At 58.9% G+C, this 21987-nt stretch carries 21 protein-coding genes and 2 pseudogenes; 12 read left to right on the forward strand and 11 right to left on the reverse strand.

The window, feature by feature from the left end; genetic code table 11:
- Nucleotides 1-205: 205 nt before the first annotated feature.
- The 3 genes and pseudogenes from QQL24_RS06295 to QQL24_RS06305 all read right to left on the reverse strand — a co-directional run bounded on the left by QQL24_RS06295 (nt 206) and on the right by QQL24_RS06305 (nt 3233).
- Nucleotides 206-1966: an MOSC and FAD-binding oxidoreductase domain-containing protein gene (locus QQL24_RS06295; protein WP_284311056.1), complete on the reverse strand. Its 1761-nt coding sequence runs from the start codon at nt 1964-1966 to the stop codon at nt 206-208.
- A gap of 92 nt (nt 1967-2058) precedes the next feature.
- Nucleotides 2059-2547, reverse strand: a pseudogene (locus tag QQL24_RS06300) (HupE/UreJ family protein).
- A complete protein-coding gene (locus QQL24_RS06305) occupies nt 2526-3233 on the reverse strand; it encodes an IS6 family transposase (protein ID WP_284311057.1) in 708 nt (235 codons plus the stop codon). Before QQL24_RS06305 ends, QQL24_RS06300 begins: the two are co-directional and overlap by 22 nt.
- 243 nt (nt 3234-3476) lie before the next feature.
- Between QQL24_RS06305 and QQL24_RS06310 the strand changes: the two genes are divergently transcribed.
- Nucleotides 3477-3935, forward strand: a complete 459-nt coding sequence (locus QQL24_RS06310; protein WP_284311058.1) for a Fic family protein — start codon at nt 3477-3479, stop codon at nt 3933-3935.
- 23 nt (nt 3936-3958) lie between these two features.
- Here the strand turns inward: QQL24_RS06310 and QQL24_RS06315 are convergent, their stop codons facing one another.
- The gene (locus QQL24_RS06315) at nt 3959-5797 is read right to left on the reverse strand and encodes a type II toxin-antitoxin system HipA family toxin (protein WP_284311059.1); all 1839 of its coding nucleotides are present in this window, start codon (nt 5795-5797) and stop codon (nt 3959-3961) included.
- Nucleotides 5798-6004: 207 nt separating this feature from the next.
- On the opposite strand from QQL24_RS06315, the gene QQL24_RS06320 reads away from it, so the two are divergent.
- Nucleotides 6005-6322, forward strand: coding sequence for a hypothetical protein (locus tag QQL24_RS06320; RefSeq protein WP_284311060.1), 318 nt, complete (start codon nt 6005-6007; stop codon nt 6320-6322).
- 401 nt (nt 6323-6723) lie between these two features.
- Here the strand turns inward: QQL24_RS06320 and QQL24_RS06325 are convergent, their stop codons facing one another.
- Together QQL24_RS06325 and QQL24_RS06330 are read right to left on the reverse strand one after the other, a co-directional pair.
- Complete coding sequence (locus QQL24_RS06325; RefSeq protein ID WP_284311061.1) at nt 6724-8004, reverse strand: chloride channel protein; 1281 nt, start codon at nt 8002-8004, stop codon at nt 6724-6726.
- 334 nt (nt 8005-8338) lie between these two features.
- The gene (locus QQL24_RS06330) at nt 8339-8872 is read right to left on the reverse strand and encodes a GNAT family N-acetyltransferase (protein ID WP_284311062.1); all 534 of its coding nucleotides are present in this window, start codon (nt 8870-8872) and stop codon (nt 8339-8341) included.
- Nucleotides 8873-9235: 363 nt separating this feature from the next.
- Here QQL24_RS06330 and QQL24_RS06335 point away from each other — a divergent pair, with 363 nt between their 5' ends.
- From QQL24_RS06335 to QQL24_RS06345, 3 genes are all read left to right on the forward strand, one after another.
- Nucleotides 9236-10201, forward strand: coding sequence for an RNA polymerase sigma factor (locus QQL24_RS06335; RefSeq protein WP_284311063.1), 966 nt, complete (start codon nt 9236-9238; stop codon nt 10199-10201).
- 116 nt (nt 10202-10317) lie between these two features.
- Complete coding sequence (locus QQL24_RS06340) at nt 10318-10812, forward strand: carboxymuconolactone decarboxylase family protein (protein WP_284311064.1); 495 nt, start codon at nt 10318-10320, stop codon at nt 10810-10812.
- 529 nt (nt 10813-11341) lie between these two features.
- Entirely contained in the window at nt 11342-11914 is a 573-nt protein-coding gene (locus QQL24_RS06345) for a carboxymuconolactone decarboxylase family protein (RefSeq protein WP_284311065.1), read from the forward strand.
- Nucleotides 11915-12016: 102 nt separating this feature from the next.
- On the opposite strand, the gene QQL24_RS06350 is transcribed toward QQL24_RS06345, so the two are convergent.
- On the reverse strand, nt 12017-12913 hold the full coding sequence (locus QQL24_RS06350; RefSeq protein ID WP_284311066.1) for a LysR family transcriptional regulator: 897 nt from the start codon (nt 12911-12913) through the stop codon (nt 12017-12019).
- A gap of 160 nt (nt 12914-13073) precedes the next feature.
- Between QQL24_RS06350 and QQL24_RS06355 the strand changes: the two genes are divergently transcribed.
- The gene (locus tag QQL24_RS06355) at nt 13074-13949 is read left to right on the forward strand and encodes an NAD(P)-dependent oxidoreductase (protein ID WP_284311067.1); all 876 of its coding nucleotides are present in this window, start codon (nt 13074-13076) and stop codon (nt 13947-13949) included.
- A gap of 42 nt (nt 13950-13991) precedes the next feature.
- On the forward strand, nt 13992-14891 hold the full coding sequence (locus QQL24_RS06360) for a DMT family transporter (RefSeq protein WP_284311068.1): 900 nt from the start codon (nt 13992-13994) through the stop codon (nt 14889-14891).
- Nucleotides 14892-15488: 597 nt separating this feature from the next.
- On the opposite strand, the gene QQL24_RS06365 is transcribed toward QQL24_RS06360, so the two are convergent.
- From QQL24_RS06365 to QQL24_RS06380, 4 genes are all read right to left on the reverse strand, one after another.
- Complete coding sequence (locus QQL24_RS06365) at nt 15489-16085, reverse strand: malonic semialdehyde reductase (protein WP_284311069.1); 597 nt, start codon at nt 16083-16085, stop codon at nt 15489-15491.
- A 169-nt stretch (nt 16086-16254) separates the two neighbouring features.
- The gene (locus QQL24_RS06370; protein ID WP_284311070.1) at nt 16255-16674 is read right to left on the reverse strand and encodes a DoxX family protein; all 420 of its coding nucleotides are present in this window, start codon (nt 16672-16674) and stop codon (nt 16255-16257) included.
- 54 nt (nt 16675-16728) lie between these two features.
- On the reverse strand, nt 16729-17040 hold the full coding sequence (locus QQL24_RS06375) for a VOC family protein (RefSeq protein WP_284311071.1): 312 nt from the start codon (nt 17038-17040) through the stop codon (nt 16729-16731).
- A 136-nt stretch (nt 17041-17176) separates the two neighbouring features.
- Nucleotides 17177-17305, reverse strand: coding sequence for a hypothetical protein (locus tag QQL24_RS06380; RefSeq protein ID WP_284311072.1), 129 nt, complete (start codon nt 17303-17305; stop codon nt 17177-17179).
- 234 nt (nt 17306-17539) lie between these two features.
- Here QQL24_RS06380 and QQL24_RS06385 point away from each other — a divergent pair.
- From QQL24_RS06385 to QQL24_RS06405, 5 genes and pseudogenes are all read left to right on the forward strand, one after another.
- A pseudogene (locus QQL24_RS06385) lies at nt 17540-18247 on the forward strand (IS6 family transposase).
- Nucleotides 18248-18314: 67 nt separating this feature from the next.
- Nucleotides 18315-18497, forward strand: a complete 183-nt coding sequence (locus tag QQL24_RS36550) for an outer membrane protein (protein WP_284311073.1) — start codon at nt 18315-18317, stop codon at nt 18495-18497.
- A gap of 589 nt (nt 18498-19086) precedes the next feature.
- Nucleotides 19087-19743, forward strand: a complete 657-nt coding sequence (locus QQL24_RS06395; protein ID WP_284311074.1) for a hypothetical protein — start codon at nt 19087-19089, stop codon at nt 19741-19743.
- Nucleotides 19744-19867: 124 nt separating this feature from the next.
- Nucleotides 19868-20299 carry a DUF2721 domain-containing protein gene (locus QQL24_RS06400; RefSeq protein ID WP_284311075.1) on the forward strand — a complete coding sequence of 144 codons (432 nt, stop codon included), beginning with the start codon at nt 19868-19870 and terminating at the stop codon, nt 20297-20299.
- Between the two features lie 214 nt (nt 20300-20513).
- Nucleotides 20514-21959 carry a DUF1254 domain-containing protein gene (locus tag QQL24_RS06405; protein ID WP_284311076.1) on the forward strand — a complete coding sequence of 482 codons (1446 nt, stop codon included), beginning with the start codon at nt 20514-20516 and terminating at the stop codon, nt 21957-21959.
- Nucleotides 21960-21987 lie beyond the last annotated feature (28 nt).

Genomic DNA, 21987 nt, shown 5'->3' on the forward strand with positions numbered 1-21987 from the left:
ATGGCGGCCAGCAGTTCGTGCCTTGACATACCCCGCTGGAGTATCCCCGGCAGTTTCGAGCGGGTAGGCCGTCACGAACCACCGAAGCGGTTCTCGGCGATGTCGGCGGATAGCATACGGTGCCGCCGAATGCGCCTACCGGCGTCGGAGTGCGGAAAATCTCACCCGGCGAGCTGCACACGAGATGTGTGGCATGTCCAACGCATCAAAGATCGACCACGACGTCGCCCTGAGGCTGGGAGCAGCATACCAGCACACTGCCTGCCACTGGCGGATCGATCGGATAGGGCCGGTAGGTGACTGTTCCAGCCACAAGCCCGGTTTCGCAAGTGTGACAGATGCCTGAGCGGCACGACCATCGTGTGGGGATGTCGCACGCTTCGGCAAGCTCCAGGAGGCTCTGAAAGGCCGAACCCCACCGGACGCTCAGGCCGCTCCGGGCGAATGACACCAGCGGTCCCGCACCAGGCGGCCCTGGTGGCTGGTGGGGACGATGCGATGAGGTGGCGATGCCTGGTGTAATCGATGGTCCCGAGCCGAACAGCTCCGTATGGATGCGGTCCGTCGTTATGCCCCAGTCGGCGAGGCCGGCAGTCAGGTCACCTATGAAGGCGGATGGTCCGCAGATGAAGAAGTCGGCATTGCGCGGTACTTCAAGCTCCCGAAGCACCCGAACGTCCAGATGCCCACGCGCATCGAAATCAACACCCAGCCTGTCCCCGGAATCGGGGGAACTGTAGCGTATATGGCGATGGCCCCGCGGCATGGCCTTGAGCAGGGTTCGAGTCTCCTCGGCAAAGGGATGCTCGCGACCTTGGCGTGCTCCGTAGAGCCACCAGACCTCACGCGCCGATGCTTTGGCTGCCAATGCATGGAGCATCGCGATGACAGGCGTCGCGCCCACCCCCGCACTTAAGAGGACGACGGGACCCTCGCCCTGCCGCAGAGCGAAGCTGCCGCGTGGCGCGCTCACCTCCAGCACGTCGCCAATCTGCACCTTCTCATCGATGTACGCGCCCGCCGCACCGCGCGGTTCCCGCTTCACACTTATCCGATAGCAGCCGTCACTGGGTTCACTCGACAGCGAGTAGCTGCGCATCACCGGCGGCGCATCACGGGCCAGCGTCAGGCGCAGCACGACAAACTGGCCGGGAAGGGCCACGGCCAGGGGACGTTCATCCATGGGCTCAAGCACCAGCGACATCACGGTGCTGCTTTCGCGAATTTTGTGCGACACCCGCAAAGGTCGGAACCCGGCCCATGCCGGAGGCGGCCCCGAAAGCGGAGCGAGTCCGGCGTTTCCCGTTACCGCGCCACCACTCTGCTCTTGCGCAAGCAGCGCCTGGAAGGAGGCGCGCCAGCCAGCGCTCAACGCGGGGATGCGCAACGCGCGCTCAAGCTGGCTGCGCGGGTGGCCGGGCAGATAGAGCAGCGCATCGATCTCGCAGACCGTCATTTGCTCGGGGGCAGTCCCGACCTTGACGATCTCATCGCCTGCTTCGACTTCGCCTTCTTCCAGGACACGCAGATAGAAACCCGGTCTGCCGCGCGCGACCAGCAGCGCGGCCATTTGCGGCTCGTTCATGCGGATGCCTGCCCGGTAGCAGGTGACCCGCGGCTGCGTGACCTCGAACAGGCCGCTGCCAATTCGGTAACGGTCGCCAATACACACTTCCCGGTCCGGCAGGCCTTCGACCGTGAAATTTTCCCCGAACTGTCCATAGGTGAAATCGTTACGGCTCAGCTCGTTTTGCCAGAAGCGATAGGACTCCATCTGGTAGACCAAGACGGCCCGGTGCTCGCCGCCGTGCCCGGCAAGGTCCCCTTGCCCATCGCCATCGATGTTTAGCTTGCGCACCAGGCGGGGGCCTTGGACGGGTGTCTTCCAAACGGCGGTATGGACGGTCTTGCCTTGCCAGGCAATGTCACGCGGCAGGCCCACATTGACCGAAAGTAAGCGAGCCATATTTTCTCCTTTCGTCGCTGGCGGCCCCTGTCGAAACATCCTCGTTCCGGACAATCTCACGGCATGCCGGAAGCGTTTCCCCGGGCCTCGGCTCAGAGAACTCCCGTGCATAATCCGACGCCCACGGTGACGCAGACCACGCCAGAAGGGCGACTAAGCCGGCTCAGTACCCCGCGTTGCAAGGTCAGCGCCAAGCCAATGCCAAGTGCGTGCAGCGTCGCTGTAGCGACCGTAAATCCCGGCATATATTAGAGCCCGTTTACAGCAACCGCCACTTCGGTTCCGTGGGCATGACCGTGTAACAGCGCGAAAACACCAATGATCGCGGCGCCGAGCCAAAGAGGCAGATCCACTGCCATTGCTACCATGAGCCCCAGCACAACTACCGACGCGAGAATGCCGGGCTCAACAAGCGGCAGGGCGATGTGTGCCAAGCCCAGCGCACTGCCTATTAGCATGACGGTGATGAAGGTCATCGGCCACATCCAGAGCGAGGGTGCTGTCAGACTAACCCCGAGTTGTCTCCGCCGGGTGCACGAAGGCCAATCCAGACCTCGGTTTAGGCCGCGAGTGCCCGCCACCCGGCAATGGCAGCCGAGCGTTTCTGCTTGTAGATTTGCCGGCTGACGAGGTGGCGCTCCGAATAAAAATGGTTGTGGATCTGGCCGTGGACGGCGACGAATTTCTGAAGCGTCTTCGTCGCCCGGAATTTGAGCATCGCCGCTTCTCGTCGTCGGAACGGTTGTTGGGAATTCTCGGCCCGATTGTTCTTCCACTGGCCCACCTCCCGGCGTTTGAGGTTGCCGAGTTCCCGCATGGCCGCACCATAGGAGCGCAACCCGTCGGTGACGATGATCTCGGGACGGCCGTAGCGCTTCATGGCTTTCTTGAGGAATTTCAAAGCGGCGGCCTTATCCCGCGTCTTGCTGACGCAGAACTCCAACACCTCGCCTTCGTGATCGACGGCCCGCCAGAGATAGTGGGGCTTACCGTTGACCTTCACGAAAACCTCATCGACATGCCATCGCCAGCGGCTGAAGTTTCCAGCCCTCACCCGCCTCTTACGGATTTCGCCAGCGAACAACGGGCCAAAGCGGTCCCACCAAAATCTCACGGTGTCACGGCAGATGTCGATGCCCCGTTCATGCAGCAGGTCCTCCACATTCCTCCATGACAACGGGTAGCGAACATACATCATCACAGCGAGGCGGATCACGTCTGGCGACGAATTGAAATAGCGAAAGGGATTGAGTTTGGCGCGCGCCATCCTCGCTCCCTACCCTACGCCGCCACCTTCGGCAATTTGTTCTGACAGGGCCGCCAAAAGGGCCCGGCTTTGACGACCGGACGACGCTTGGCTGCAGCTCGTCCAGGTGTCGGGCAGTACGGCTCTCCCGTTAAGTGGCAATCACATTACACCCACCGGCAAAAACACCGGCAAACGTTGTCTGTCAAATTTGACTTATCTAGTTGCCTGTCCTTACGATTTTAGCGGCAAAAGGACCGGCAAATGAACATCACACAAATGGAGCCCATGCTCCCCGAGGACCACCGGCACGAGCTGGCGGATCTCGCCACTGATCTCGTATCAAAAGCCAGCGCTTTGGCGGGCCGGCTTCATCCTGTCCTGCAGACCTCGATCGGCGACCTGGTCCGCTCGATGAACTGCTACTACTCCTACCTTATTGAAGGCCATAACACTCGGCCGGTCGACATTGACCGGGCCCTGGCGGGCGATTACGCGGGCGATCCCGAACGCCGGAACCTCCAGCTGGAGGCGGTCGCCCATATCAAGCTGCAGCGCCTGATCGATTACGGCAAGGCGCCTTCCCACGCGCCGGTTCAACTTCCTGCGGTCGGTAACGAACATGGGTTGCTGCTGGGTGGGCTGGCCGAGGATAGCCTGCAGATCCGTTCGCTTCGTCTTATGTTCCCGCGTTGTCGCGGGCGCGCCGCAGATCCAGCATAGCGTTGCGGACATCCCCATGTCCCCTAGGAGAACGCTGCCAGCTGGCCGCGGACGATATCGCGCATCTGCGCCGCCCGCTCAGCGCCGGTAGAGCCATCTGTCAACGGCGCGGGCAGCGCAAGCCCATCGAGCCCGCGCTCAAGCGCCGCCGCCAGTTCGTCCATTGCGGTATCGGCCGCTGATGCCGTGATGCCAGCCGTGACAGCGAAACGCCGGAAATCAGCCCTCTTCAGGCGTTCGTCCTTTCCGCTCAGCTTGAGCGCCATATGGTCGTGCTCCAGGCTCGGAAAGACGCGCGTCGTCACGGCGTCGTAGAGCGGCGCCATGCGGACGGACGTGAATGTCCGCGAGCCTTCGCCCGCGATCTTCAGCATGGCCATGTTCTTCAGATGCATGTCCCCGTCCGCAATCAGCCAGGCGAACACCGCCCGCTTCAGAAGGACGATCAGGTCTGCTTCCGGATCGGTTGATAGCGGCCGGAGAGCAGCGGCAATCCGTTCGAATGTTCCGGTATATTTTTCCCGGGCAGGCACATCGAGGACCGAGGACATGTCCTCGAGAGCCAGCCGCCGCCGGTCATCCTGGCGGGTGCGTATGTCGAAACGCTCGACCAGCAGCGCCGCCGGCATGTCGTCCGGCATGCGGACAAGGGCGATTGACGGCATGACAAACCCGCCGGCCCGGCCAAGTTCCATGGATTGCCATTCGATCGCCGGCAGGGCCTCAAATCCCGACGCGCCTGCAGGCTTCAGGATATGGGTGAACGGCGTATCCGTGCTGGGCGCCAGCTTGCCACTACCGTCCAGGAACATCGGCGCCTTGATCTGCACGCCGGGCAAGCGAGGCGTTTCTCCCCGCGCGAAAATTGCGGCCAGGTGCTGCTCGAAACTGTGCTGCAGATCGCCGCGGCCGGGCCCGACATAAGACCCCGTAAACATCGCGTCCCTCGTATAGGCATCAAGAGGCGTCGCCAGGATATCGGCGGGCAGTTGCGCCAACTCCTCAACGCGCTCAACGATGGTAATGTTCGACATATAGCGCTTGCCGCTGCGCAGTTCGGTCCGTTCGTCCGGGTTCTTCAGTACGCGATTCAGCCAGCCCTCCGGCAACAACGCTTCGATGAATGGGGGCAACAGGCCGGGCGTGGTTTTCCGCACAAGCGCCGGCCCGTCCGCGTCGGTAGACCGCCAGCGCCATTCGAATCCATCATGCGTCAGATTGCCGATCGGTGCGCCATGCCAGGCCACGATCAGGTCAAGCGTTGCCTGGTTGGCTACCGGCGCGGCGACTGGTGCGCGTCTTAGGAACCGTTCAGCCTGTTCCGCCTCCCTGGACCACTGATTTTCGCGGGCAAGCGCGAAGACAGCGTCCGCTGCCCCCTGAGTGCTGCCATATTCCTCAACAAGCCGGGCCGCGATGCTTTCGCGCATCGCCTCGTCAAGCGAGGCCGCATGTTCGCTACGTAGCCGGAAAGCCTCCAGGAAACGCTGCCGCATCGCCGATACATTGACATGGAATTCTCCCATGTCGTCGCCGATGACGGCGCGGCCGACCGAGGGGCGCGGCGGCGCTTCGTTTTGGATGATTTCGAGGGAGCGGATGCGTGTCCGTTGCTTGCGGCGGCCGCTTAGGAAAAGCCTGCCGTCACGCGTCGGTGCTAGCAGCATGGCGCTGGCCGCCGATAGATAGGCATGCGGATAAAGGTAGCGGGCGATGCGCACGGCATGCCGTAGGACCATGGCCTCGATATCATCGCCGGCATCCGCATAGATGCCGCGCATGAGCTGCACGCCGTTGCCCGTCTCGGTCATGTAATGCGCGCGGTGCTTGTCGATGTTTTCGCCGACCAGATATACTCCCATTTTCCAACCTTTCCGTGCCTCAAGGAAGGAAAGGTAGCATATCTGGGCGCAAATTGGAACAGATTACAACCTTTCCGTACCTCAGGTACGCGAAAGTTGGAAATCAATATCCAACAGAGCTTTGCCAGGATATTATGAAAACACTGGGATGGCGACCATGATCACCATGGTGGATGGCGGCACCATGATGATCAAGACCGCCAGGGCATGACCGTTATGGTGGTGATCGGCAGCCCGTCACCATGGCCGGCCACCATCATCAACCTGCCGACGATCTTGATGATCGGCAGCCGCCCAAGAGGCAGCGGCGGCCACGCGATCACGGCCAGGAAGAGCAGCAGGATATCGGCCGCGACCGCGCGTCGGGCCGATGCTTTATGGGCTTGTAAAGCCGATGCGGCTGTTGAGCTTCTTGCCCTCGCCCCATGCGTCGAGCACCCCGGCCAGATTGTCGAAGAGCTTTTCCGCGAGCGCCGTCAGAGCCTGAGCGTAGTCAGACGCGGCGCGCCCGTTCAGGACCGTTGAGCATGGTCGACATTACTGTGCAATCTCACCGTCAGCCGTCACGTCGATCGGAAACACGACAATCAGCTTGGGAAAAGCGTTCGGCGCAATCTCTAGATGTTTGGTCCCAGAAGATAATAGTCGCGACGAGCAGGTTCATGCCGGCGATACTGTAGTACTGACCTGCAGCGGAGCGGTCGAACGTGTCTCCATCTTGGGGAAACAACCCCCTCAAACCGGAGCAGGTCCGCTCGGGCGGTAGTGCCCGGAAGTTCAGGCTGTTAAACGCAAAACGCCATCTGGGCGATTAGACCCAGAAGGCGATTGACTTATGCAGGAAGTGGTTGCGGGAGCGGGATTTGAACCTGCCGCCACCACGTTCCATACCGCCCGCTATGCGAAACGACGGCGATTCAGCAATTTCATTCCTTGCCTCCCCCTTCCTGCTGCTGTGGCAAGGTGAAGGCCTTTGAGAGCGCGTGGTAAAGCTTCTCGTGGCAGATCATCGCCGACACGCCGTCAGCGATGATGGCGGCCGCGAGCAGAGGCAACACCATGGCACGGCTATCGGTCATCTCCGAGATGATGATCACTGCCGTCAGCGGCGCTCGAACCACGCCGACGAAATAGCCGATCATGCCGAGCAGAACGACTGCACCCAAAGGTTGATTGGGAAAGACCAGGGCCAGGAGATTGCCGACGCCTGCACCCGTCGCGAGCGAGGGAGCGAAGATGCCGCCCGGCACGCCACTCAGCATGGTAACGAGGGTCGAGAAGAATTTTGCAGGCCCGAACCAGAAGGGCTGGGTGTGCGATTCAACCAACTGGCGGGCATAATCGTAGCCCGCGCCCCAGGTGGCGCCTCCCGTAATGACGCCACAAATGGCAACCAGCAATCCACACAGCAACGCCAGTATAATCGGCCTGCGGCGCAAGGCGGCGACAGGGACCCAGAAGGTGCTTCCAAACGCGAGCACCGTCCTGGAAAACAGACCGCCGCACAGGCCGCCCAGAACGCCAGCCAGAGGCGATACGATGAGGGAGGCCTTGAGCGGCAGCATTTCATGAATAGCGCCGAAGTAGACATAGTCGCCGGCAATGCCGAGGCTGACCAGACCGGAGATCATCACCGCCGCCATGGCAAGCAAAGCCAGGCGCTGATGGTAGGATGAGGCGAGTTCCTCGATCGCAAAGGCAATGCCAGCCAACGGCGTGTTGAAGGCCGCGGAGACGCCGGCCGCACCTCCCGCAATCACAACGGCGGCGGATAGCTCAATCTTCAGCGTCCGGTGCACAAAAGCCATGATCGCGGCACTGATCTGGACCGTCGGCCCTTCGCGTCCGACAGAAGTGCCGATCAGAAGAGCAGCGACCGTCGCGGCCAACTTGAAAATCGCCGTCTTAATCGAGATGAGGCCGGCAGCCACGGCGCGCTTGGGATCCTCAGCGCCGGCGCTGACCTGTGGGATGCCAGAGCCGCGCGCTTGCGGCGCAATACGCCGGGTGAGAGCCACGATAGTGGCCAGCCCCACCGGCGTCACCACCAGCGGTGCATAGGGCGCCTTCTCGACCAGAATCTCAAAGAGCTTAGACGCTTCGTCCGCCGCCCAGGCAAAAGCCAGCGCCACGAGGCCCAGAATGATTGCACCAGCGGTGGTTGCGGTGCGGCGGCGCAGCAGCACCGGAAAATCACGCGGGGTCATAGCACAGTTCCTTGGTTGCCTCCTTCTACAATGAACGCCCCCCGTCCCCGCAAGACCGACGAGCGGCTGTGCAGGAATGCCTGTGTGAGTCGACGTAGCAGAGGCGCTACCAACCTGGGCTCTCTAGCCTCGGGTCAATCCTCATACGCCTACGCTGGGTCCCTATCGCCTGCTGCGAGAGGAGACGCAGGCCGGCCTGGTATCTCGGGTCCCTTCACCGAGACCGGGAACGTCCGACGCCTTTGCAAAAGCGGCCGTCCGATCGACACGGAGCAAATGCCGATGTCATCCTGCCGGGCGCCCAGATTACCGACATGATGCACGCAATTCTCGATTACTTGAGTGTGCGATTGAGCGGCCGCCACATGGCGCAGCGGCGATCGGCGGGCAGTCCTCTTGCAATCTCGAATTTCATGATAGCCGCAAGGCGTGGATCTACACGGTTCTCGGGGAGCGTTTCAAATCCAGCCCTGGCATAGAAGTGCTCATTCCAGGCAACGCACCGGAATGTGGTCAGTGTCACACCCGCAAGGTCACTCTCGGCAGCCCATGCGACGGCCGTGTCGAGCAGTTGCCTACCGATGCCCTGTCTCTGGAAATCGAACACAATTGCGAGCTCATGAATATGCAGTTCGTGTTCCATGATTTCCGCGCAGAGGAAGCCGATGAGTCGGCCGTCTTGAGTACATGCCACCCAACTAGCCCCACATCGGATCAGTTCTGCATAATGCGGGTCGGTGAGATTCTCGCTATCGGCAATCCACGCCAGATCCTCAATCGTTCGAAAGAGTTCGCCTGCGGATTGCTCGATTGCGGGAAAATAGGCGGCGTCGGTCGGTTCCGCGAGCCTGATTGTCACTGATGTCATTATTCGCCGTGCTCCTTGCAGACATGCTCTCTTCGCCTCTGACAGGGGGAGCGTTACGCTCGGCTGTTCCATTACTGGCACCAGGAAAAACGAGCGACAGCGTTCGTAGGCATTTTGGCGGTCTCCTCACTTACGTATCGTCCGCCTCGGTACAACGAATGACGGCAATGCAAGAGGGAGCGGAGGCACCTTTGCGTTGAAGCCCAGTAACAGAGTGGAGTGAATATTCGTACAGCTGGCAGTGGCGGTGCCAGCAGTTATCATTTTGGCGTGAGGCGCCGAGAAGCAGGTTCAAATAGCTGCCTGGTCGGATTTCTCGGACGTCTCAGGCCCTGGGTACGATCGGGATAGTGGGGTGACGCCATGGATCACGGTGATCTAGCTCCAACAAAAGAGGCCAACGAAGCCGAGATTGTCATCGCGGCGATCAACGGCTGCACCACCAGCCTTACTCTGTTATTCGAACGATATCGCCCACGGCTTTACGCGGCGGCCGTCGCGTTACTCGGGTACTCCGGTGATGCAGAAGATGCCGTGCACGATACTTTTCTCACCGTGCTGGGGCGACTTCACCAACTAAGAGAACCCGCGGCAATCGGGGGCTGGTTGCATGCAATTTTGAAGAACCAATGCTTGATGCATCGCCGACGCGCCTGGCCCCAGGCACGCCTTGACGAAGCCGCCCGCTTTTTGGGGCAAATGTCGGAAGCGGAAAGCATAGAGAGCACAATACAGATTCGAAAATTACGAGATTGGGTCTGGACGGCCCTGCAGGACCTGCCAGAACCGCAACGTGCCACTGTGATCTTGCGCTACTTCAGCTGCTGTAATTCCTACGAGGAAATGTCTGCGATCCTTGGCGTGCCGATAGGAACCATTCGAAGCAGACTGTTCGAGGCCAAGACACGTCTTTCGAAAGTCCTCTTGGCTTTGGCAGACAAGCACCACGATGAGCATGAAGTTTGCCTATCCAATCGGCAGGCATTCTACCGGGAGGCCTTCAGGGAGCTCTATCGCGGGCGTCGGGACGATTTTCTTGCGCATTATGCGGACGATTTGCAACTCATATGGTCGACCGGAACGCGGTCGGTCGGTCGCGCGCATTTGGATGTTGAAGTGGACGACGACCTGCACACCGGCGTGCGTATCGCTCCTCTCCGTATCATGGCCAGCGGCAACCTGACGGTCATCGAAGGTGCGTTTATCAATCCGCCAGAATCACCCGATCATTGTCCGCCTGGCTGCGTGCTTGTCATGCGAGAAGGAACGTTCCAGGTATCGCGCCTGCACATTCATCTCGCTCCACGCCAGATGCGCTATGAGGAATAAACTTCCCGTGAACTCAAGTCGAAAATGTCACTGAGGTGAACTTTTCCAAAGGCGGCAGCATCTCCTCAGCTCCAAGGATTGGCCAATGCCAGTTCTACGCGAGAAGGAGTTTCAAAATGACCGCAGCAGTCCTCAAGGCCACAAATTCACTGATCTCGTTTACCTCTATGGCAGCCGCTGCCGTGCTTTTGGTTGTGGCGCCATGGGCCTCGGCACGAGCCGACGACATGTCTGGTTCGCTTGCTCAGACACACAAGGAAATTGAACAGGTTTTCGGCAAGGTGCCTGAGTTCATAAAGGCATTTCCGGAGGCCGCGCTACCGGGCGCTTGGAATGAGGCGAAAGCCCTAGAATTCAGCGACGACACGGCCCTGTCCGCAAAGACAAAGGCGCTCATCGCGCTTGCAGTGGCGGCTCAGATCCCCTGTCAGTATTGCATCTGGTCGGACACGCAAAGCGCCAAAAAGGCAGGTGCGAGCGACCAGGAAATTAAGGAGGCTGTTGCGGTGTCGGCGTTGGAACGGCACTGGAGCACGGTGCTCAACGGTATGCTGGTGGACTTGGCACAGTTCAAAAAAGATCTCGGCGGCGACACTGCAGACAAGCCGTAGGCACTCGGTGTCCTGCAAAAATTACAAGGCGGCCCTGCCGTGCGGAGCCGCCATCCAGACAGATCCTCCAGTGGGGGCTAACATTCCAACCGTTCTTGGCGCCACAGAGAGCGGTCGCAAAACGCACCATCTCAGCGTCCAGTCAGTACTCGCAACACGGCGCACCGGCTTGACGAAAGCTGACTCCATTCATGCTGATTTCGCATGAGTATCCTGAGAAACACCGGCTTTTTGGGTGGGGTAGGCCGGCATTATCACAAAACATCGTTCGGCGCCTGAACGAAGGATCCGGACGGTAGTTCCAGTTTGACCCGCATACTCAATCACAACCCACACTCGGCTCACTGAAAGAACGTCTTCACTTGAAGGGCCGGTCACGCCTTCGCCTTCGTCTCAAGTTGCATCGATCGGCCGTATCAAAACTGGTGGCAGGTGCAACTGACCCGCTGCAAGGCCTTTCGACGGCTGTCCTTCAGAATTCACCGCGCGGACTGTATGGGGCTGTGGGAAGCCAAAAGGAATACGGCAGATGTTCGAATATTTCACGCAAGACACCGCACCGCAGGAATCACGCCAACAGATCCAGGAGTCGATTGCAGCCTTCGGTTTCTTTCCCAAGCTTCATCAGATCCTGGCAGCCGCTCCTGCCACCTATGAAGCCTACAATCGCGCCTTCACTTTGTTTCAGCGACACACAAGCCTCACACCGCTCGAACAGCAGGTTGTGATGATGACTGCGAACTTCGAGAACCGCTGCCATTACTGTACGGCGGGTCACTCGATGCTCATGAAGATGGCGGCGATGCCCGCTGAGCACATCGAGGCCTTGCGAGAAGGCCATCCCCTCTCCGATCCGAAGCTCGAAGCGCTGCGCGTCTTCACTCGGCAGCTCATCGGGACCCGAGGGCATGTGGGCGACGAGAAGCTGCAGGTCTTCCTGCAAGCCGGCTACAATCAGCGACAGGCGTTGGAGATATTGACGGGCCTTGCGGCAAAGCTGATCTCGAACTTCACCAACGCCCTCGCCCATACAGAACTGGATGAGCCCATCAAGGCTCTGGCCTGGGCCCATCCTGACGATCGCAAATCTGCCGCCACGTAATGCTCGGTGTGTTCTGTTCGGAGCCCGCGAGATGACAGGCCGAAGCGTCGTCTTGCGGGCGCTTTTGCTTCAACGACACTGCAGCGGCTCGCCTCTTGCGGGCTACAGGTTTCCTCGTCGCCCCGTCATTTCACTCCTTAGAAAATCGATCATGACGCGAACCTTCTGCGGCAGAAACGATTTGCTTGGATAGAGCAGCCAGGCGGCAGTCTCCACAGTGGTCGCCGTAACCGTATGGTTCGGAAACAAGTTCACCAGCCGCCCGCGCTGGATATCGTCGTCAGCCAGCCAGTCGGCGAGTAGGGCCGGGCCCATACCCGCAACCGTCAGCGCATGCTGCGCCAGGGCGCTCGAGACGACAATCCCGCCATGCACAGGCACCTCGATCTCCTCGCTGGCGGCGCTGCTGAAGACCCAGTGGGACCGAAAGCCTGGCAGCCTGAAGAGCAGACAATCACGCTCCTTTAGTTCGCTGGGTGTCTGCACCTGTCCGTGGCGTGAAAGATAGTCAGGGCTTGCACAGACATGATAGGTCGTGTCCATCAACTTGCTGACGATCCCGTCCCCCGACATGTTGGCCGCGAGCCGGATCGCCAGATCGATCCGGTCATTGACCAGGTTCAGATTGCTGTCGGACAAGATCAGATCGAGATCGACCTTCGGGTACAGGGATCGGAATCTCGGCACCAAAGGAACGATGACCTTCTGTCCGAAGCCGACCGAGGTCGTCATCCGCAATATGCCCGTTGGCCCCGCACTCACTGCAAGTGCCTCGTCCCGAGCCTGCTCGAATTCTTCTACAATCGCCTCGATCCGCCTGAGGAAGATATCGCCCGCTTCTGTTAGCGCCAACCTGCGGGTCGTGCGCTGAAAGAGACGGAACCCCAGATCATCCTCGATCGAAGCAATGGTGCGTGAGACCCACGAGGGATCGACACCGCGGCTGCGGGCCACGGCTGCAAAATTGCCCTGGCGGGCAACCTCGATGACGAGATCCATGTATCGCGGTTCCATTGATGTAATTTCAGCATGAATATAATGAAATAACAACCATTTATTGTAGCATAGCTCATCGATAACTTTTCTTCGAAGAGATTTGCCCTGACAGCCACTCGTGCCAGAGGGCGAGGATCCCAACACAGCAAAGTGGAAAGACTAAATGTCGAAGATCGCCTTCCTCGGCCTCGGCGCCATGGGGTCACGCATGGCCGCAAAGCTCGTTGCGGCAGGCCATAAGGTTACTGTCTGGAATCGTAACGCGGCCAAGACGGCGATTCTGGAACGCGCAGGGGCGAATGTGGCCTCCTCGCCGCGCGAAGCCGCATCGGGCGCTGCCTTCATCATCTCCATGCTGCGCGATGACGCCGCTTCACGACGTGCCTGGTTGGAAAAGCGGACTGGCGCGCTCGCGGCGATGTCTTCTAGTGCCATCACGATCGAGAGCTCGACATTGAGCATCGACTGGGTCCGAGAGTTGGCTGGCCAGTTCGAACTTGCTTGCAAGACGTTCATCGACGCGCCGGTTGCAGGCTCGCGCCCTCATGCCGATCTGGGTCAGCTGGTTTTCCTCGCCGGAGGCGACAGCGATGCTCTCCAGCGCGCCAAATCGGTCTTGCTGGATATGGGCGCAGCTGTGCACCACGCTGGACCGTCGGGCGCAGGCACGATCACGAAATTGGCGGTCAACGCCCTGTTCGGCATACAGGTCCTGGCGATGGCGGAGGTTGTCGAAACGATCCGCCGTCAGGGTTTCGATCCGGCCCAGACGGTCGAGATCATCGGCGCTACCGCCGTCTTCAGTACGGCGGCCAGGGCTGCCGCCGCATCGATGCTTGCTGGCAATTTCGCTCCGTTGTTCCCCATTGAGCTGGTCGAGAAGGACTTTCGGTATGTCATGAAAGCGGCCGGGAGCGCGAAAGCCGCGCCAATGGCGGCGCTCGCGCGGGCCATCTTCGCCCGAGGCATCCGTGAAGGCTACGGCCATGAAAACCTGACTGGCATCGTACAGCTCTACCAGAGCAAAGCGGGTGGATAGCCCGGTCATACTGGTCCCCATCAGCAACGAGGCGAAACGATCATGTTGGACGGAGGCTCTCCGGCGCCGGAGATACAGAGCGCCCGCCGGCGCGGGATCGCATTTGCTTGCGGGTCCGTGGCTCTGTTTTCCAGTTTCGCCATCTCGTCGCGCCTTGGTCTTACAACCGGGCTGACGCTTCCCGATATTGCGGCTCTGCGCTTCGGCATCGGTGGCCTGCTGCTGTCACCTTTCCTCTTCAAATACGGCCTGGGTGGCGTTCGCCTGCTGCAAGCCGTCAAGCTGGCCTTGTTGGGTGGGTTGGCCTTCGCAATGTTCGCTTACGCAGGCTTCAAGCTCGCTCCTGTCGCACACAGCGGCATACTGCTTCACGGTACCTTGTCGCTGACCACATTTTTTCTGACTCGGGCTTTGGGCGCGGGCGAAGCGCGTACGCAATTCGGAGCGGGCCTTGCCGCGGCGCTCCTGGGGATCGCCGCGGCAACCTGGGATGGATTGAACAAGGCGTCCCCGGGACTTCTAGCCGGTGATCTTTGCCTGCTGCTGGCCTCACTCTCCTGGTCCGGCTATGGGATCTATGTCAGACAGCTGCGGCTGCCCGCCCCTCATGCGGCTGCAATCGTAACGGCGGTATCGGCACTCCTATTTCTGCCTGTTTATATCGCCCTGCCCGGCACCAGGATGCTGCAGGCCGGCTGGCAGGATCTTTTGATCCAGGGTACTTTCCAGGGCGTATTGACCGGCACTGTTTCGATTTTGGTCTATACGCGCGCGGTGACCCTTCTGGGGCCTGCGAAAGTGTCTCTCTTCACGACGGCGGTGCCCGCTGTGACGACTATCACCGGGCTTATTCTCCTCAACGAGCCTCCGACCCTGCCCACCTTGGCGGGCGTCGTTCTTGTCACATTGGGTACGCTGATCTCCCTGCGACAATCATTATGACAAGTCGAGTTTGCAACCGAACCGTTGGCTGGAGGCATTTCAGGCTGAGCACGTTCAGAGCAATTTCGAGATACCTTGAACTCACGTTCGAACAGCCAAACGGTGCTCGCTCGCTGACGAGCATATTGGGCGCCTCGAGGGCCACGCTGAAATCGAAGGCCATAACAGTCGTTATGCGAATTTCTGCCTGCACGCTCGGACTTCGACAAAGCGCCGGGAACGGAAGTTGGCCTGTGAATCGACCTCGAAGATTGCCCCCCTTGCGATACCCTGCCTAACCTAATGATTTCCCGGAAATATCTTGGCCGTTGTGGGGTCAGGATCGGCGCCGATACCGACCCCACATAGAACTCGAATTTCACCGTTCTTTCAGCTGGTTGTTTCCAAATTGCCCGGGGTCAATCTTCGGGGCCGATTTGCACCGATTGATCGCCAGCACCGAATAGGACCCTCGCTTGATGTGGTCGACGCTGACGATCGCTTATTCTTCGCTGCGATTGCTTTTAATGCGTTCTACCGTTTTCGTTCTCCGAGTCGTCCGAAGTCCAACCCACCGACGAACCAGACCAACATGGGCGTTCAGCCCTGTCCTGCTCGTCATGCGAAATGAGCTACGTCCTCAAACTCCAGCCGCGCGTTGCGCGGTTGCAGCGATTCCAGTTTCCCGTAGCCAAGGCCGCAGATGAAATTCGATTCATTTCGACCGCCCGGGAAGAAAGCCCGATCCATAATTTGATTGTCGAAGCCCGACATCGGCCCGCAGCCCAGGCCCAGGGCGCGCGCCGCCAGGATGAGATAAGCCCCTTGCAGGGTGCCGTTGCGCATTGCCGTGACTTCTGGAACCGGGTTCATAGCGTCCAGCATCTTCACTCTTTCAGGCGGCAGGTGACCCAGAAGCGTCGGAAATTTGTCCGCAAAATCGAGATCATTGCCAATAATGACGGTCACGGGCGCCGCGTGGATTTTCGCACGGTTGCCCTCCATCACCGCGCTGGCAAGCTTTTGCTTGCCCTCGAGACTACGAACAAAGATGAAACGCGCCGGGTAACTGTTGATCGAGGTGGGCCCCCACCTCAGAAGCTCGTAGAGCTCCCTTAGGAGTTCCTCCTCAACAGGACGGTCGCTCCAGTCCTTGTGGGTTCTCGCGGTACGAAAGAGCTGATCGAGCGCGGCGGGCGGAAGTTTGTCTGACATATCATTTCTCTGTTTCGGTGCGGTGGCGAGTGGGTTTTCAACGCTGTGCGGCCTGGTGGCGAGATCTAAGAGCTTGAAGGGGTTGCGCGTTTTGCGGCGATCTGAAGACGGCCCGCGTCGGCGAGACCTTCGGCGAGAAGTCGGCCGATATGTCCGCCCGCTGCGGTGACTAGGAGGACCGTCGTTCTGCGACGCCGAATTTGATTTGCCGGATATGTTCAAGCGACCAGCTTCCTCCACCGGCGATGGCCAGAAAGAGGAAAATGAAGCTGAAAAAGATCGCTGCCTCGCCCTGATTGAGGGTTGGCCAGAAGTTTAGATGGAGATGAACGAGGAAGTAGGCCACCGCCGTCTCGCCCGACGCAATGAACGCAGCGACTCGCGTGAGCTGACCGACAAGGATGAGAGCGCCGGCTACCGGCTCGATGTTACCGGCCACGACTTCAATCGTCGGCAATGGATATGGGAGTCTGGCGCTCCGCGCCGGGAATTCGAGAAACTTCATCGTGACGTGTTCAAGAAGGAGCAATGCGGTAACGATGCGAAGGATCCCCAACACTCGAGGCGTCCAGATTGAGGTATCGATCATGAGACCTTCTCTTTTTCGGATCTCGCTGAAGCCGCAATGCTGCGGGCAGCACGGTCATGCGGCGACGTAACAGACCGTTTCGAGGTTGTTGCCGTCGGGATCGATCACGAACGCAGCGTAGTAGTTCGCGTGGTAGTCTGTTCTAAGACCCGGCTTGCCGTTGTCAGCTCCGGAGAGGGCGATATGAATGCCGGTGGGTTTGGTCTTCGAAGAATGGATCCACAGCGCGGCGGTGCCATTGCGTCCGAATCCTGCGCCTCCCTCCCACGCGAAGAGCTTTGTGTAACCGAGTGGCGTCAAGGTCACTTCGTAGAATCGCACGAGGACATCGAATTGCGTGGTGCGAAGTCCGATATGGTCGAGCATGGGAAATTCCTTTTGTTTGTGGAGAGTTGGACGTCGGACCCGTCTGACGATCGAGATTGGGACAGCGCGGACGCAAATCAGCGTTGCGCAAGGCCGAGGAAGAGCGTCGTAGTCGCGCCGAGAGCGTGGCGACGGCTCAGCGCTGGAGTGATAGAGCAGCGAATTTCTCCAGAGCCTCTGGGGCCAATTGCCGGCCGTCATAGACGGTCGTAAGGCGCGTAATCTTGCCATCGCCGTCGAGTTCGAGCGCCGTCACGCCGGACATCTGTCTCGAGGAAGGTCCGCTGACCCATTCGAACCCCCCGCCCCTGTTGCCACCGAGGACGTGCCGAAGCGTGGCGTCCTTGCCGAAGGGAGCACTGGGCAGAATTCGCGCGAGGTAACCTTCGATCGCGGTCGGCCCGAGAATTTGGGTGTTGAGCGTGCGGTCTTCGTAGGTGGCCTCAGGGCTCTGTCAGAGCAAATTGCCGAAGGTGGCGGCGTCGGGTAGGGAGCGAGGATGGCGCGCCCCAAACTCAATCCCTTTCGCTATTTCAATTCGTCGCCAGAGGTCATCCGCCTCGCGGTAATGATGTACGTTCGCTACCCCTTGTCATGGAGGAATGTGGAGGACCTGCTGCATGAACGGGGCATCGACATCTGCCATGAGACCGTGAGATTTTGGTGGGACCGCTTTGGCCCGTTGTTCGCTCGCGAAATCCGCAAGAGATGGGTGAGGGCCGGAAATTTCAGCCGCTGGCGCTGGCACGTCGATGAGGTTTTGGTGAAGGTCAACGGCGAGCTCCACTATCTCTGGCGGGCCGTCGATCACGAGGGCGAGGCCTTGGAGTTCTGCGTCAGCAAGACGCGGGACAAGGCCGGTGCCTTGAAATTCCTCAAGAAAGCGATGAAGCGCTAAGTCCGTCCCGAATTCATCGTCACCGACGGCTTGCACTCCTACGGCGCGGCGATGAGGGAGATCGGCGACCTCAAACGCCGCGAAAAGGGCCGGTGGAAGAACAATCGGGCCGAGAATTCCCATCAACGGTTCCGACGACGAGAGGCGGCGATGCTCAAATTCCGTCGGACGAAGACGCTTCAGAAATTCGTCGCCGTCCACAGCCAGATCCACAATCATTTTTATTCGGAGCGCCACCTCGTCAGCCGGCAAATCTACAAACAGAGACGCTCGACCGCCCTGGCCGAGTGGCGGACCGTCCCAGCCTAAACCGAGCCTCGGTTTGACCTCCGTGCATCTGGCAGAGACAACTTAGGGTTAGTCTGACAACACCACTTTGGGTGCAGGCGCTGAATATGCCTTCACCGACCATTGGATTGCCGGCTTGGAGTACCGCTATACAAGGTTTTCTTCCGAGGACTACACCTATCCCGTCGCAAATCGAAGCCTTGGCATTGTCGGCTTCAGCCAGCAACCGAGTGTGAACCAGGTTCTGGCCCGGATAAGCTATAAATTTTGAGCAGGATCTTTGGTGGCTGGATCTTTCCTCGAGTAATGTTATATACACGTTACAGTTGCATTGTCGGAACCGCATATCAATTACATCCCCAATATGCTAAACTTTACCCGAGGCATTGTCGACTTAACCCATCCTGTTCGGAATCTCGGCAATCTCAGTTCACGAGAAACGCTACCCTTGGGTATTTTCGACCACATGGAAGCTACACTCAGAAGGAAAATTGCTCAGATTGGCTCGCTCGCCAAGTAATTTGATGGTGCCTCCTGATGGTGAGCGTGTATTCTCGGAATGAAGGCAATCCCTCGACCATCGTGGCTCTTGGATACTGCCGCCCGAGAGGAAGGTGAGTTGGACGCCCGAGCGTCTGAGCTGGCGCTCACAATCATCTACTTAGAAGGGCCTTTGGTCTCGTGGTTCGACCGTACTTGGCGACCTGGGGAAGTCGAGCCGAATATGACCAATCATTCGTCGAGGAAGCCCAGATCTCAAGCCATAACCAGTTTTGCAGCTGATCCGACAATCTACAGTCCTGGCAACCGCACATCTTTTTCATGCAACCAAAGTTTCTCACTCAAATAAGGAGCAAAAAATGCGACTCTCTTATTTCGGCGCATGTGCCATGGCTTTGGCTTTGACATCTGCAGCGTTTGCCCAGGAAGCGACGCCGGGGCCGTCGTTGAAGACCATCGGCACGCCCACGCAGGCGAGGTCGCAGGTCGAACCCTCCCTCATTGTCATGAACGCCGCGGGAGCCACACTTGCCAATAACACCCTGACGCTGACCGGCGTTGTGCCAAACTCAATCATCTTCGCAGATCGGCCTGTCCGCGCGGCCGGGCATGCTTTGACGGCACACTTGCTCGAAGAATGGGATGCTGCTGATAGCTTTGGAAAAAACCCGCCTAATGCGACTGTGTCCGTGTTCAACAAGGATGGCTCGGAGGTGAAGGACGCGGTGGTCGTGCTTAAGAGCCCGAAGGCCGAGGGCACGCAGATCTCCTTCGATGTGCAGGTTCTCGAGGGAAATCTCGATGGCGCCGACGGTCCTGCCGCAGTCTTCGTTGATATTATAGGCCTTCCCTTCACGCCTCTGTCATTCGCCGGCATGGCACGACGGACCGCCCGTCGAGGTGCCTTCTATGCAGGAGCGGCTGCAGCTGCCGAGGACCCTTACTACCGGCCTTATGCACCGTACGCCCCGTACTATGATGCTCCCTATTATCGTCCCTATTATCGTCCCTACTGAGTGGAGTTGGTTCGATGTGACTGCCGAGCCGTAGGAGGGTTCTCTATTCCCGGCAAAGTGCCAGCCGGTGGATTGGAGAAATGAGAAGAGCTCGATATTCGCCCAAAAAGTTCGGTGAGGCTCTATGTTGCTAACTCCGGATGTGGCTCAGTTGTCTCAAATATTTTCCCACGCGGCCGCCCCGGCTTTCCTGCTCGGGGCGGTCGCTGGGTTTACCTCGATTCTGCACGGGCGCCTGGTTTCTCTCCTGGAGCGGATCCGTACGCTTAACGAAATCGACGACGGTGACGACAAACGACACAAGCTTAAGGCGGATCTGCCACGATTAAGGAGACGTGTGAAACTGCTGAGCGGAGCGATTTATTTGGCACTGTGCGCCGCAATTTGCACGACCCTGCTTCTAGCCGTTTCTTTCATTGCGGCATTCTTTGGATTCCAGCACGAACTTGGCGCTGCGGCTATGTTTCTTCTCGCTGTTTTACTGCTCGCAACAAGCTTATTTCGTTTCGCTCAGGAGATACAAATGGGTGTCAGCGAAGCTGATCACTTCAGATAAATTGGACTCGGAAGAATAATGCACGTGGATAAGCGCAAAAGCCTCTCGGCCATGCCTAGGTCTCAACCAACTATGCTTAACAAATTGTTTTTGTTAGGCGCTATAAACTGTTCTTTAGTTGGCCTATTTTGTATTGTCGTCCGAATCGACCAAGCGTAAGCTTATTAAGAGCCGCGCCCCCCGAGCCTCAAGCTGCAAAAGAAAGAATGCACAAATGTTGACGAAACGCGATCTACTTCGTTCCGCTGCACTAGCTGCAATCACTGCCATGACGGCGATAACTGTGCCGGTTAGCGCGCAGACGAAAGCCGAGTGGCCGAACCTGTTCGAGGCCAAGGCAATCGCTGAAGAAGGTTTCATCTATGGGTTGCCCATCGTGATGAACTATGCGGTGATGTACGAATACGCTGTGGACAAGAACTCTGGGCAATACAAGGCGCCATTCAATCAGATCAAAAATGAGGCGCGTGTCTATACATACAAAGACACGGCTGTCATAACTCCCAATAGCGATACGCCGTATTCATTGTTATTTATGGATTTGCGTGCTGAGCCGATCGTGTTGTCCGTCCCGGCTGTCGAGAAGACGCGCTATTATTCGGTGATGCTGTGCGACGGCAACACGTTCAATTACGGATATATCGGTAGCCGCGCAACCGGCAGCGAGGCTGGTGATTATATGGTTGTTGGCCCCGATTGGAAAGGGGCCACGCCGCCCGGTATTAAGAAGGTCTTCCAGTCCTCGACGCAGTTTTCTGCTGCTGCCTACCGCACGCAACTTTTCAATTCTGCAGACATGCCGAACGTTGAGAAGGTCCAGGCCGGCTATAAGGTGCAGCCCCTGTCGGCCTATCTCAAGCAGCCCGCGCCGCCCGCCCCAGCGGCCATCGACTTTCCCAAGGCCAACGCGGAATTGGTGAAGAAGAACTTCTTCGACTACCTCGACTTCGCTCTCCAGTTCGCGCCGGCGGGACCAGAAGAGGGGGTCATTCGCGAGAAACTCGCCCGGATCGGCGTCGGCCCCGGAAAGACCTTCGACTTCAAGGATCTTCCGCTGACGCACAAGATTGAAATCGGGCTGGGGATGAAAGACGGCGAAGAGAAGGTCGAAAAGTATCTTGCTAGCGGAGAGAAGAGCGTCAACGGATGGAAAATCGGATCGCTGTTTGGTGACCGGCAATTCTACAGCGGCGACTGGCTGAAGCGCGCCGCCGCCGCCAAGGGCGGCATCTATGGCAACGACGCGGTCGAGGCCGTCTACCCCATGGCGAAGACGCTCGCTGATGGCGAGGTCCTCGACGGCTCCAGGCACAAATACACGCTCACTTTTCCCGCCGGACAATTCCCACCAGTGGACGCCTTTTGGTCGGTGACCATGTACGACGGCAAGAGCCAGCTGCTGATCGAGAATTCGATCAACCGCTATCTGATCAATTCACCGATGCTGCCGGGCATGAAGAAGAACGCCGACGGCTCTCTCACGCTGTATATCCAAAAAGATTCGCCTGGCGCCGACAAGGAATCCAATTGGCTGCCGGCGCCGAATGACGAAATCTACCTCGTCATGCGGTTGTACTGGCCGAAGGTCGAAGCACCGTCGATTCTGCCCCCGGGCAATGGCACCTGGAAACCACCAGCAATTGTGCGCGCAGCCAACTAGAAACGGCAAATCCGGCACCGAACAGTGA

The organism is Labrys miyagiensis (assembly GCF_030160835.1).
GTDB lineage: Bacteria > Pseudomonadota > Alphaproteobacteria > Rhizobiales > Labraceae > Labrys > Labrys miyagiensis.